This window comes from Natronomonas sp. (assembly GCF_047616845.1).
In the GTDB taxonomy this organism is placed as follows: domain Archaea; phylum Halobacteriota; class Halobacteria; order Halobacteriales; family Haloarculaceae; genus Natronomonas.
This window is the reverse complement of record NZ_JBLGBY010000065.1, coordinates 1-11,891: the sequence shown is the minus strand read 5'-3', so window position 1 is coordinate 11,891 and position 11,891 is coordinate 1. Positions and strand designations below refer to the sequence as shown.

Annotated in this window: 14 protein-coding genes; 8 read left to right on the top strand and 6 right to left on the bottom strand. The window is 65.5% G+C overall.

The features are described 5' to 3' along the window. On the top strand, nucleotides 1-895 hold an 895-nt coding region (locus ACI8UR_RS11355), incomplete at its 5' end, for an aminotransferase class I/II-fold pyridoxal phosphate-dependent enzyme (RefSeq protein WP_415087882.1). Between the two features lie 303 nt (nucleotides 896-1,198). On the opposite strand, the gene ACI8UR_RS11350 is transcribed toward ACI8UR_RS11355, so the two are convergent. The 5 genes from ACI8UR_RS11350 to ACI8UR_RS11330 all read right to left on the bottom strand — a co-directional run bounded on the left by ACI8UR_RS11350 (nucleotide 1,199) and on the right by ACI8UR_RS11330 (nucleotide 5,437). After that, nucleotides 1,199-2,788 carry a bacterio-opsin activator domain-containing protein gene (locus tag ACI8UR_RS11350; RefSeq protein ID WP_411715337.1) on the bottom strand — a complete coding sequence of 530 codons (1,590 nt, stop codon included), beginning with the start codon at nucleotides 2,786-2,788 and terminating at the stop codon, nucleotides 1,199-1,201. Between the two features lie 83 nt (nucleotides 2,789-2,871). Further along, on the bottom strand, nucleotides 2,872-3,300 hold the full coding sequence (locus ACI8UR_RS11345; RefSeq protein ID WP_411715338.1) for a hypothetical protein: 429 nt from the start codon (nucleotides 3,298-3,300) through the stop codon (nucleotides 2,872-2,874). Nucleotides 3,301-3,348: 48 nt separating this feature from the next. Then, nucleotides 3,349-3,624 (bottom strand): hypothetical protein, encoded by a 276-nt coding sequence (locus ACI8UR_RS11340; protein WP_411715339.1) that lies wholly within the window; start codon nucleotides 3,622-3,624, stop codon nucleotides 3,349-3,351. Next, nucleotides 3,621-4,625 carry a PGF-CTERM sorting domain-containing protein gene (locus tag ACI8UR_RS11335; RefSeq protein ID WP_411715340.1) on the bottom strand — a complete coding sequence of 335 codons (1,005 nt, stop codon included), beginning with the start codon at nucleotides 4,623-4,625 and terminating at the stop codon, nucleotides 3,621-3,623. The genes ACI8UR_RS11340 and ACI8UR_RS11335 overlap by 4 nt, the downstream gene beginning before the upstream one ends. Before the next feature lie 44 nt (nucleotides 4,626-4,669). Then, on the bottom strand, nucleotides 4,670-5,437 hold the full coding sequence (locus ACI8UR_RS11330; RefSeq protein ID WP_411715341.1) for a DUF2797 domain-containing protein: 768 nt from the start codon (nucleotides 5,435-5,437) through the stop codon (nucleotides 4,670-4,672). A 105-nt stretch (nucleotides 5,438-5,542) separates the two neighbouring features. Between ACI8UR_RS11330 and ACI8UR_RS11325 the strand changes: the two genes are divergently transcribed. Next, the gene (locus ACI8UR_RS11325; protein WP_411715342.1) at nucleotides 5,543-5,869 is read left to right on the top strand and encodes a BsuPI-related putative proteinase inhibitor; all 327 of its coding nucleotides are present in this window, start codon (nucleotides 5,543-5,545) and stop codon (nucleotides 5,867-5,869) included. Here ACI8UR_RS11325 and ACI8UR_RS11320 read toward each other — a convergent pair whose 3' ends face one another. Next, nucleotides 5,870-6,802, bottom strand: coding sequence for an NAD-dependent epimerase/dehydratase family protein (locus tag ACI8UR_RS11320; protein ID WP_411715343.1), 933 nt, complete (start codon nucleotides 6,800-6,802; stop codon nucleotides 5,870-5,872). Nucleotides 6,803-6,906: 104 nt separating this feature from the next. Here ACI8UR_RS11320 and ACI8UR_RS11315 point away from each other — a divergent pair, with 104 nt between their 5' ends. The 6 genes from ACI8UR_RS11315 to ACI8UR_RS11290 all read left to right on the top strand — a co-directional run bounded on the left by ACI8UR_RS11315 (nucleotide 6,907) and on the right by ACI8UR_RS11290 (nucleotide 11,545). After that, a complete protein-coding gene (locus tag ACI8UR_RS11315) occupies nucleotides 6,907-7,446 on the top strand; it encodes a tRNA (cytidine(56)-2'-O)-methyltransferase (protein ID WP_411715344.1) in 540 nt (179 codons plus the stop codon). 49 nt (nucleotides 7,447-7,495) lie between these two features. Continuing rightward, on the top strand, nucleotides 7,496-8,029 hold the full coding sequence (locus ACI8UR_RS11310) for a transcription factor (RefSeq protein ID WP_411715345.1): 534 nt from the start codon (nucleotides 7,496-7,498) through the stop codon (nucleotides 8,027-8,029). Continuing rightward, nucleotides 8,029-8,703 carry a DUF2110 family protein gene (locus ACI8UR_RS11305; RefSeq protein ID WP_411715346.1) on the top strand — a complete coding sequence of 225 codons (675 nt, stop codon included), beginning with the start codon at nucleotides 8,029-8,031 and terminating at the stop codon, nucleotides 8,701-8,703. The genes ACI8UR_RS11310 and ACI8UR_RS11305 overlap by 1 nt, the downstream gene beginning before the upstream one ends. Nucleotide 8,704: 1 nt before the next feature. Beyond that, nucleotides 8,705-9,526: a DUF5803 family protein gene (locus ACI8UR_RS11300; protein WP_411715347.1), complete on the top strand. Its 822-nt coding sequence runs from the start codon at nucleotides 8,705-8,707 to the stop codon at nucleotides 9,524-9,526. A gap of 31 nt (nucleotides 9,527-9,557) precedes the next feature. After that, nucleotides 9,558-10,244, top strand: a complete 687-nt coding sequence (locus ACI8UR_RS11295; RefSeq protein WP_411715348.1) for a competence/damage-inducible protein A — start codon at nucleotides 9,558-9,560, stop codon at nucleotides 10,242-10,244. 230 nt (nucleotides 10,245-10,474) lie between these two features. Further along, nucleotides 10,475-11,545, top strand: coding sequence for an ATP-NAD kinase family protein (locus tag ACI8UR_RS11290; protein WP_411715349.1), 1,071 nt, complete (start codon nucleotides 10,475-10,477; stop codon nucleotides 11,543-11,545). Nucleotides 11,546-11,891: the final 346 nt, after the last annotated feature.

Sequence of the window (11,891 nt, the reverse complement as noted above, 5' to 3'; positions counted from 1 at the left end):
AGGTGCCAGCGGGCACCCAGGCGACGAAGGTGCCAGCGGGCACCCAGATGAGGTCGTCCTCCTCGACCCCGCCTGGGTCAGCTACGAGGCGATGGCGAAGATGGCCGGCGCCGATATCTCGCGAGTCGACCTCTCGCCCCACGAGTTCCAGCTCGCGCCCGCGCTCGATGAACTCGGTGAGACGGTCTCCGATGACACCGAACTGCTCGTCATCAACTCCCCGTCGAACCCCTCGGGTGCCGTCTTCACCGACGAGGCCCTGGAAGGCGTTCGCGACCTCGCGGTCGAGCACGATATCACCGTCATCTCCGACGAGATCTACGACGCCATCACCTACGGCGTCGAACAGACCTCGCTCGGCTCCCTCGATGGGATGGGCGACCGGACGGTCACCATCAACGGCTTCTCGAAGGCGTACTCGATGACCGGCTGGCGGCTCGGCTACCTCGCCGCGCCGGAGCCACTCGTCGAACAGGTCGGCAAACTCCACTCACACTCGGTGTCGTGTGCGACGAACTTCGTCCAGCACGCGGGCATCGAGGCACTGGAGAACACCGACGAGGCAGTCGTCGAGATGCGCGACGCCTTCGAGGAACGCCGCGACATGCTCATCGACCGCTTCGAATCGCACGGTAAGGACGTGCCGTTCCCGGATGGTGCGTTCTACATGATGTTGCCTGTTGATGAGGACTGCGCTGGCCTGGACGGACAGCGATTGGGAGACGGCGAAGCCGTCGACCAGGCGTGGTGTGAAGGAGCCATCGAAGAGGCCCACGTCGCCACGGTGCCGGGCAGTGCGTTCGGAACGCCCGGCTACGCGCGGCTTTCGTATGCGGCGAGCGAAGAACGACTGAAGGAAGGCGTCGAGCGGCTTGCAGACGCCGGCTACCTGTAACCGCCGCGGCGTCCGTTTTGGAGGGAGCCAGCCGGTCGATAGCGCCAGCAGTGACGGATAACACGGCCGGAGCCCGTATCAGACGAGTGCCGAGTGACCGGCAACACGTACCGGATACGGACGGTGCATCCCCACCGAAGTGCCGTACCGTGCGTCGCAGGGCGGCGGGCGAACCGAAGACCCGGAGGCCGGACGACGCACGTTGCAGCCGACCGACAGGGGCAATTCGGCACTGGCCGCGGCGCCGTCCGCCTACTGGGTCTCCATCGATACAAGGATTCCAGAGGGGTATGAAGAATCGCTCTAGTCTTCTAGATGCTGGAGATACGCCTCGACGAGCGTCCGCTGTGCGCGGCGGATATGGTAGTGGAACGTGGGGGAGCTGATCTCCATCGATTCGGCAACCTCCTCGGCCGTCGCGTCACGGGGCCACGAGAAGTAGCCGCCGAAGTACGCGTGTCGGAGCGCCGCCTTCTGTCGGTCTGTGAGCTCTCCGGCGACGGCATCGTAGAACTCGTTGGTCGTGCTGACCGGCCGTTCGACCTTCCGTTTCGAGATGAGTTCGGCGTTGTACAGCTCAGAGGCGGCCTCGACGACCGAGCGCGTGTCCGCATCGCCGGGAAGCTCCACGACGAGCGTCGTCTCGCCGTCGCTTGCGACCATCGTCTTCGGGGACGCACCGGCCTCGAACAGCCGTCTGAGGAGTGAGTCACTCGTCACCACCTCGAAGACGTACCCATCATCGTTCTCGCCGACGTGTTCGATTGATTGGACAGGTGACGTCTCCGCCGCGAGGTCGATGACCGCCGTCGGGTCGATGCCCGCGACGGTGATGTAGTGGCGATAATGGCCCGGGTCGGAACTGACCGGCGTCGACCATTCGTGGCGGGCGGGGCCGTCGGAGAGCGACGACGCGGAGGCGAGAAACGCGTCCGAGCCAGTAATCCGAACCGTCAGCTCGGTCACCGTGTTCGACAGCAGCAATCGCTCAGTCTGGACGGCGTTGATACAGAAGCCGATGACCTCACCGAGCCGTCGAAACGCGGCTTGTTCGCGGTCGCTGAAGGCGTCGGGTCGGGAGGAGTACACGCAGATGACGCCGAGCACGTTCCCCCGATGAACGACCGGAACTGCGGTGCCGGATTCGATACCCATGTCGATGGCGACCTCTCGAACCGACTCGGGGAGTTCGGAGTCGCTGATGCGCTGGATGACCTGCACCGTTCCGGTCTCGATGGCTTTCGCTGCGTGTCGCGTCCAGTCGACGTCGTTGAGGCCGCCGATGCGGTCGAGGAAATCGTCGACGGTGCCGACACCGGTGTACGGGTCGACCGTTTCGCCGGGGTCGTTCCGCCCGACCCAAACAGAGCGGTACAGCTCCGAGGCAGCCAGCCGTTCGCTGACGACGGTCTCGATTTCCTCTCGGGTCGCCGCGTCGACGACCACCTGGATGACCTCGTACACCGTCTCGCTGATACGGTTCAGCGTATCGAGTTCGTCGCGCTGCCGCCGAATCGCCTCCTCGCGGTCGTGACGAACCGTCACGTCACGGCCGATGCCGACGATGAGCGTTTCGTCTTCGAGTTCGATGACGCCGCCGTTGAACTCGTGTGGCAGTCGCTCGCCGTCTTTCGTGATGACATCGAACTCCATCGTCTCCGTCGGCGAGAAGGAGCCGGCGTTCCCGAAGGCCGCTTCCGCAGCTTCACGCTGCTTCCGGGCGAGTAGTTCGAAAACGTCTATGCCAGCGAGTTCGCTGTCGCTGTAGCCGGTCACCTCACGAAGGCGGTCGTTCCACCAGGCGAGCTGCCCGTTTGAATCTGCGACGTAAATCATGTCCGGCACGTTGGCCAAGAGTTGCTCCGTCAGCGACATCGTATCCTGTTGCGACATATCCCCCACCTGTCGGTCGGTCGGGTGGCGGCCTCAAAAAACAGCCGGACGGAAACGTTCGAGTCAGCCGCGGTCGGCCGTCGTCAGTCCTCGAGCGCGTCGGCGATGCGTTCGATTTCGCGGCGGACGTCGTGGAGTTCGTCGCGAACTTTCCGCACTTCGCGGACGAGCTCTTCGTTGTCGCTGCCCTCCTCGCGACCGCCAGGGGCGCCGCCGGGGCCGCCACCCATGCCGGGTGCGCCACCGGGTGCGCCGCCGGGGCCGCCACCGCCCATCATGCCGCCCATCATCTGTGCGAACGGGCTGCCGCCCATGCCGCCGCCACCGGGTGCGCCGCCGGGGCCGCCACCGCCCATCATCTCTTCCATCTTCTCCTCGCGGCTCAGGCCTTCGCCCTCTTCGCCGTCGCGCTCCTCGGCGCGCTCCTGTCGAATCTCCTCGACTCGCTCTCGGAACGATTTCTCCTCGCTGCCGTCGCCGCCTTCCTCAGGCGCGTCTTCGTTGTCCGTCATACCCACCCCTTTCGGCTCCCTGCAGAAAAGTCCTCATGTTGCAGGCGGCTACAGTCGCCGCAGGACGGCGAACACTCCGGCGACCGCCGCACACAGCACGCCGAAGTTCAGCGCTGCCCGCGCGAAGGGCTGGAACCGCCGGGCGACCCAGATGTCGATGATCGACGAGAGACTGGTGTAGAGTCCGACGACAGCGATGGCTGCGAGAAGCGAGAGCCCGAGCACCGCGCCCCACTTCAGATACGTGACGACCGTTTCGACGTCGACGGCGGAGTCGGGCGAGGGTGCGGTGGGCTTCGACTCGCCTTCGGGGCCATCATTCATCGTGACCACCTCCGTGCCGCGAAGAGCCCACTGAGGAGGGCGAGCACGGCGACAGCGGGGCCGAATCCGGGCTGGCTTTCGGCGCCGGGCGTCGCTGCCGCATCTTCCTCTCGCGGCCGTCCGCCGGGCCCGCCAGTCTCGAAGTCGGAGGTTTCAAACGCTACGTCCCGGCGCGTTTCGTTGACCGAAATCGTCTCCTGGGGGTCGAGGTTGGCCGCCGCTCGCGTCGATTCGAGCACGACACCATCCCGCCACAGCGTCGCGTCGAGATAGTAGTTATAACCGTCCGGCACCGTCAGCGTGGCCTCGGGCGTCGCGGTGCGGCCGGCCGCAATATCTCCGACCTGGATTTCGGTTCGGTCGGCGATGACGTTCGAATCAGCCTGCCGGGCGGTGAGGACGAGCCGGAGGTTCGATTCGGCCTCGTCACCGCCGTTGGAGAGATAGCTCGTCACGGCCAGCGTCGCCCGGTCGTCAGTGGCCGATTCGACGCGGTATTCGATGGGCGGAAGCTGGCGGAACTGCTGGAAGCTGACCGAGGTTCGAGCGTACGGCGGCGTCAGGGCACCGACGCCGCTGACCGAGGCGGCGGTACTGTCGACCCGCTGGCCATCGACGTACACCAGGGTTCGTATCTCGTAGCCACCCTCACGGGGAACGGTGACGGCGGCGGGCACCTCCTGCTCGCCGTCCCACTCGTCGGGGTCGACCGTCTGTTCGGTGACATCGGCCACGAGCCCGCTTTCGGCGTCCGTCGCGCGGACGACCACGGTTACGTTATCGGGCGTCCCGCCGCGCTGTCGGAGGAAGACCGTCACGTCGAGCGTCGCGGTCGCACCGGTCACCTCGCCGGCAGCGAGCGTGGCCTCGGTGACATCGACTCTGGCGGGCGGTTCCCGCGGTGTCGGGGGTTCAGCGATTCCAGGCACGAGAGCGACGGCGACCACCATCGCAAGCAGCGTGGCTACCGCCGCACCCGCGAGGAGGGCTTCGGGGCGCATGGGAGCGAGTCACACGCGATTGGTAAATGTCTTCTGTCGACGAATTAGCCGAACGCGCCGAGACTGGACTGCAGTTCACGCGAGGAGCTCCCTTCGCGGAGTTCGTAGCCCACCAGGTCGCGCATATCGACGGCGAAGGTGCCGCCATCGCGCTCCAAGACTAGCACGCGACCCTTCGTTCCGCGGACGGTGCCGGATGCAAGCGTTTCGGCGACCGGCGCGGCGTCGAGGTCGAGGCCGTACTCGAAGCTATCGACGCCGAGCACCTCGAAGGAATCGAGCAGGCGGGCCCACGCCGCTTCGTCGACGGCGCGGCCCAGGCCGTCGATCTTCGTCGGGACGCGAACGGCGTCCGGAATCGGCACGTCGGCCGCGATTTCGGACTCGATTTCGCGGGCGATGCGGCCGTTCGCGACCGTTCGGATATGCGCCCCGCAGTCGGCGCCCTGCTCGCGGAGGCGTGTTTCGAGCCGCGGCAGTTTCGTCACGCCGACCTTGAACGTATCCGGCGCGAACGCCGCGAGGTAGATGGCGTGTTCCTGATGGCAGTCCATCTCGGCTTTGAGACACGTCCCGGTACATCGGGCACAGACCCAGGTGGAGTCGTGGGAGTCACAGTACGGCGCCGTCGGATTCTCGCAACTGATGTGGGTGGTGCCGTCGAGCGTTCCCGCACACCGTCGGTCACCGAGCGTGTACGAAAGGTCGCGACCCGGTTCCAGCGGCTCGCGCTCGACGACGCCGTCATGGGCGACGAGCAGCACGGCTGGTCGCTCGGCGCCCGCGCCGCTGTCGTACCCGACGACCTGCACGGGCGTGCGTAGGTGGCCATCTGATAAAGGCGTCTCGCTGTCGGCACGCGCTCGTTCCGGGTTCCAGCGAGCCAGAACTATTACAGATGCACTCAAAGAGGGGATATGGTCGATTCGGCGCTCGAGGTCACCGTCGGCGACGGCGTCACCTTCCAGTTCACCGTCGTCAACGGCGGTGACACGTCCGTCGAACTCACGTTCCGGGACGCCTGCACGGCCGATTTCGCCGTCTACGAGGACGACGAGGCAGTGTGGCGGTACAGCGACGGCCGCGCCTTCGCGCAGGTGCTCACCTCCGCCGACCTCCAGCCCGGCGAGACGGCCACGTTCGAGGAGACGTGGCCGAACCCGGAGCCGGGCGATTACACCGCCGAGGCGACGCTCCGCGTTCGAGAGCGAGACATCACCGCACGGACGCCGTTTTCCGTGTAGTCAGAACGCCTGATCGAGCAGTTCCCGGGTCGCGCGTCGAACCGCCGCATCCGAGGAGCCGTCTGGTTCCCAGCCGAGCGCCGCCAGTTTCTCGATTGAAAGGCGCATCCGCGGCACGTCGCCGACCCAGCCACGGTCGCCGCCGGTGAAGGAGTAATCGGGGTCGGCGCCCATCTCGTCGGCGACGATATCGGCGATGGTGCGAACCGAAGTCGTCGTCCGCGTCCCGAGGTTGTACGTGTTCATCGCGCCGTCGGCCTCGCGGACGACGTGACACATCGCGTCAAGGCACTCCTCGATGTGCATGTAGGATTTCTCCTGGCGGCCGTCACCGAGAATCTCCAGTTCCGAGGCGTCCTCCCGGAGTTTGTGGATGAAATCCGGGATGACCGCGCCCAACTGGAGCCGTGGGCCGACGATGTTCGCAAACCGGAAATTCCACACCCGGAAGCCGTGGCTGTGGGCGTACACGGACAGCAGTGACTCCTCGGCGAGTTTCGCGGCGCCGTACATACTGATGGGTTCCAGCGGCGCGTAATCCTCGGGCGTCGGGCGCGGTGCCTCGCCGTACACCGTCGAGGAGGAGGTAAAGGCGATGCGGTCACAGCCGACCGCCGCCATCCGTTCTGCGACGTTCGCTGTCAGTTCGGTGTTCAGCCGGAACTGCTCGTTCGGCGAATCGCTGTTGACCGCCTTATCGGCCGCGAAATGGAAGACGGCGTCCGTCTTCTCGTCGATGGCTTCGGCGACGACATCGGCGTCTCGGAGGTCGCCCTCCACGATGTCGGCCGCGTCCGGCACCCATTCGCGCTGGCCGTTCGAGAAACGGTCGACGACGACGACCTCGTTGTCGTCGATGAGTCGGTCGGCGAGATGCGAACCGACGAATCCCCCGCCGCCCGTGATGCAGATCCGCTTGCCGCTGAGTTCCATTGGTGGCGGTCGGTGGGGCGCTCGTAAGTCGGTTTCGGCCCACAGCGGGGCACGCGCCACCGGCCACCGAAACCCCCTAACGCGCGCGCCGAAAACCATGTTGTATGCAAACCGAGAACGAAGTCGTCGTCCTCCGGCTTGGCCATCGCCCCGGCCGGGACAACCGGATGACGACCCACGTCGGGCTGACGGCTCGGGCACTCGGCGCCGACCGGGTGCTCATCGCGGGCGACGCCTCGAACCCGAAAGAGACCATCGAGGACATCACCGATCGGTTCGGCGGCCCGTTCGAGGCGGCGTTGACCGATAGCCACCGACAGCTGCTCCGGGAATGGCAGGGCGTTATCGTCCACCTGACGATGTACGGACTGCCGATACAGGAGGTCGAAACGGAGATTCACGAGGCCCACAGCAATGGCCCGGTATTGGTCGTCGTCGGCGCCGAAAAGGTGCCGTTCGACGTGTACGAGCGGGCCGATTACAACGTCGGCGTGACGAATCAGCCGCACTCCGAGGTTGCCGGCCTCGCCGTCTTCCTCGACCGGCTGTTCGAGGGTCGAGAGCTCGACCGCGAGTGGGCGGACGCGACCCATCACGTCGTCCCGAAGGAGACGGGCAAGCAGGTCGAACCGGTCGACGAATGAAAAGGGCCCATCGGAGCCTTTAAACGACTTGCTGGCGCAATTTACGATAATGGCTTTTGAGGAACTCCTGAACGACCCCGTGATTCAGAAGTACCTCCACGAACTCGTTGGGCCGACGGGCATGCCCGTCGCCGCCGCGCCGCCGGACGGCGAAGTCACCGACGAGGAACTCGCGGAGGAACTCGGACTCGAACTTAACGACGTCCGCCGGGCGCTGTTCATTCTTTACGAGAACGATCTCGCTACGTACCGACGCCTGCGCGACGAGGATTCGGGATGGCTAACCTACCTGTGGACGTTCGAATACGAGAACATCCCCGAACAGCTCGAAGAGGAGATGCACCGGCTGCTCGAAGCGCTCCAAGCGCGCCGGAACTACGAGCGGGACAACGAGTTCTACCTCTGTGGCAACTGCCAACTCCGCTTCGAGTTCGGCGAGGCCATGGAGTTCGGCTTCGAATGCCCCGAATGCGGCGGCCCGCTGGAGACGATGGACAACCAACGGCTCATCGACGCGATGGATCGCCGCATCGGCGAGCTCCGTGACGAACTGAACGTCGAAAGCGAGGCGGCGGAAGCCTGATGGTTGTTCTCGCAACCAAAGTGTACGTTCTCGGAGAGAGCCGCCGTCGCGCGATGGACTCGCTGAAATCGCTCGTCCAGAACGACCTCGAAGACCTCGACGTGGACTTCACCGTCGGCCTCCGTGACGACGACTTCCCGTCGGTCACGGTCACCGGCGAGGACGCACCCGTCGCCCGCAACCTCCTCGAAGAGGAATGGGGCGCGATTACCCCACACCGAACGGCCGGTGAGACGTACGTCGGAACGCTCGAATCGTGGGATGGCGATGGGTTCGTCCTCGATGCGGGCGAGCCGGTTCGGATTCCGGCTGACGAACTCGACCTCGGACAGGGAACGCCGTCCCAGATTCGAAAACGGTTCGGCCTCGTCCAGCACATGCCGCTTCGGTTCACCGAAGGCGAAGAGGGCGAACCGGCCAGTCTCGCCGACGCCGAACGCGACCGCCTCTACGAGTGGACGCGTGGCTCCGACCGCGTGAACGCGAACAGCGCCACGCGGGCGCAGGTTCGGGCGACGGTCAACCGTGCCGGCCACGCCGACGACATCGTCACCGTCGAGCGGCTCGGCCTGCTGGAACAGAGCGTCATCTGTTACGAAGACACCGATGCGCCGGGGCTGCTCGCCGACATCGGCCCGTACATGGAGTCGGAACTACTCGCAGTCGTCCCATAGCATGAATCGTCGTCTGCTCGCCGCCGTCGCGGTGCTCGTCATGTTCGGCCTCGCCGGCTGTACGACCATCTTCGGCGCCGACGTCGGCACCCCCGACGACCTCTCGCAGGCGGCCGACTACAACTTCGACACCGACAGGGACGCCTACATCGTTGTCAACCGGAACAACTACACCGCCGTCTACGACATCTCCGCGAAGGTGACCGGCGACAACGAAACCATCCAGCTGTATCGCACCGACGCGCTCTCCATCGAGCGACCGCTCGAAGTTCGTGCCCTGCAGTTCCGGTATCCGAACGGCACGGTCGTCAAGTACGTCGACGGTGAGCAGACCCGCGTCTATCCGAACGGGACGACGGAGCCGACCGACGCCCTCGCGGTGGACAACACGCGGGAGCGAACCATCGTCGAGTTGCCCGCCGAGGAGGGCCAACTCGCCTTCACCGCGCCGAAGAACGGCAAACAGCTCACCATCGAGCCGCCCGTAAACGGCAGCTACGAGCTCGCGTTGCCGCCGAACACCGACACCTCGATTCCGCTGCTGTCGCAGGTGCGGCCGTCGAACGATGACCGCACGCAGGTCGGCGACCGCGTCCACCTCATCTGGGAACAGCTCGATACGTCGGTGCTCATCGTCCGGTGGTATCTCGACCGCGACATCGTGCTGTTCGGCGGCCTCGCCATCATCGCGACCATCGTTGGCGCCATCGGCTCGGTCTACTACTACCGACAGATTCGGCGCGCACGACAGCGCCGCGAAGAGGAAGGGTTCGACATCGATTACGACGACGACCGCGAGGGGCCGCCGCCGGGAATGCGGTGACGTTTAGCTGGCCCCGGCCCAACACGTCCGTATGGATGTCGCGTTGGTGACCGTCGGTGACGAACTACTCTCCGGCGACACCGTCAACACGAACGCCGCGTGGCTCGGCGAGCAACTGACGAACCGAGGCGCACGCGTCGAACGCGCCACGACCGTTCCCGACCGCGTCGCCGACATCGCCCGCATCGTCAACGAGTACGCCGCCGAGTACGACGCCGTCATCGTTACTGGTGGGCTTGGCCCAACACACGACGATAGAACCATCGACAGCGTCGCGGCCGCGGTCGGGCGAGAGCTGGAATCGAACGAGACAGCCCTCCAGTGGCTCGCAACGGCGGGCGGCTACGAGCGCGGCGACCTCGCGGACGGCACCGCCGACCTCCCGGCGGACGCTCGACCACTGCACAACACCGTAGGCGTCGCCCCCGGCTGTGTCGTCAAAAACGTCTACGTGCTGCCGGGGGTTCCCGACGAGATGAAAGCGATGTTCGAACGCATCGAAGGCGAGTTCAGCGGCCAGTATCGACACGCCGAGTTCCTCGTCGTCGACGAGCCAGAGAGCGCACTCATCGGCCGGTTCGAAGAACTCCAGAAACGGTTCGACGTGACTGTCGGGAGCTATCCCGGCGATAACGTCCGGGTAAAAATCGAGAGTGCCGACGAAGAACGGGTCAAAGCGGCGATTGAGTGGCTACGCGAGCGGACTGAATCGGCCTGATTACTGGTAGAGATGCCAGAGCCAGCCGACCGTGATGGCGAGGCTGGCGACCAACACGAGCCACCCTGAAGCGCCGACGACGGCCGGAGTTTCCTGAAACGCCTGCAGTGGGAAGTTCATGAACGGCCGTTACCCCGGCCACCCCTTAATCCATTCCCTTTTCGGCGGTGTTGGGCCCTGGAAATCGCACAGACCGCGCCCCTTTTGCCCCCGGCGTCCGTTGAAACGGTATGCGAGATGTAGGGCTGGTCGTCAACCCGATTGCCGGCATGGGCGGCCGTGTCGGACTGAAGGGTACCGACAACAAGGTCGAGGAGGCACGCCGCCGCGGTGCCGAGCCCCGAGCGCCGAGTCGCGCTCAGGAGGCCCTCGAACACCTCCGCGAACAGCCCACCGACGTCGAACTGTACACGTACGGCGGCGTGATGGGGGAGACGGAAGCCATCGCCGCCGGTTTCTCACCTGCCGTCGTCGACTCCCCCGACGAGGACGACACAAGCTCCGAGGACACCCGCGCGGCGGTTCGCCGATTGGTTGAGGAAGGCGTCGACCTCATCCTGTTCGTCGGCGGCGACGGTACCGCTGTCGACGTCGCCGAGACGCTCGATGAACTCGGCGCAGAGGTGCCGATTCTCGGCGTTCCGGGCGGCGTAAAAGTCTACTCGTCGGTGTTCGCCGTCACGCCACGAGCCGCCGGGCGCCTCGCAGCGACGTTCGAACGAACCGAAACCCGCGAGGTCAACGACATCGACGAAGACGCTTACCGCGGCGGCGACGTCACGACCGAGTTGAAAGCACTCGCCGAAGTCCCCGTCGGCGACGAGGTGCAGTCCTCGAAGCAGATCGGCGGCGGTACCGTCGAAGCACTCGCCGACGCCGTCGCGGGCGACATCACCGAGGACGAGGCGACGTACATCCTCGGGCCGGGGTCGACGGTCGACGCCGTCAAGGCCGAGCTCGGGTTCAACGGCTCGCCACTCGGCGTCGACGTCTGGCGCGACGGCGAACTGCTCGCACGCGACGCCAGCGAATCAGATATCCTCGAAAACCTCGGGGAGAGAAACGTCATCGTCGTCTCTCCGATTGGCGGTCAGGGGTTCATCTTCGGGCGTGGAAACGACCAGATCTCGCCGGCCGTCATCCGCCGCTCGGAAATCGAGGTTATCGCCTCCAAGCAGAAACTCGACGACATCGGCGTCCTTCGCGTCGATACCGGCGACCCGAAGCTCGACGAAGAACTCCGTGGGTGGCAGCGCGTCCGTGTCGGGAAGTTCGAACGGCGGCTGCTAAAGGTCGTCTAAGCCCCACTTTTTGCACGAGAACGCGGGTCGCGTGGCGTTCGCCGCGCGACACCGGTTCTCGGCAAAAACTTGGGGAAAATATGCGCGAGAGCCTCCAGCCGCGGCGCCTTCGGCGCCGCGTTAGTCGGCTCTCGCTACGGCGACTCACTCACTCCGTTCGTTCGTCACCGGGAACCGCGCTCGCTACGCTCGCGCGGACACTGCGTTTTACTCAAGATGATTGATTTAGCAGCAGGTGTAGCATCCGCGAGCGAACGCAGTGAGCGAGCGGTTCGCCGGACGCGACCGGAGGGAGCGTCCGGTAGCGCGCACGGACTGAGGCGGCCGGAGGCCGCCGAAGGAGTAC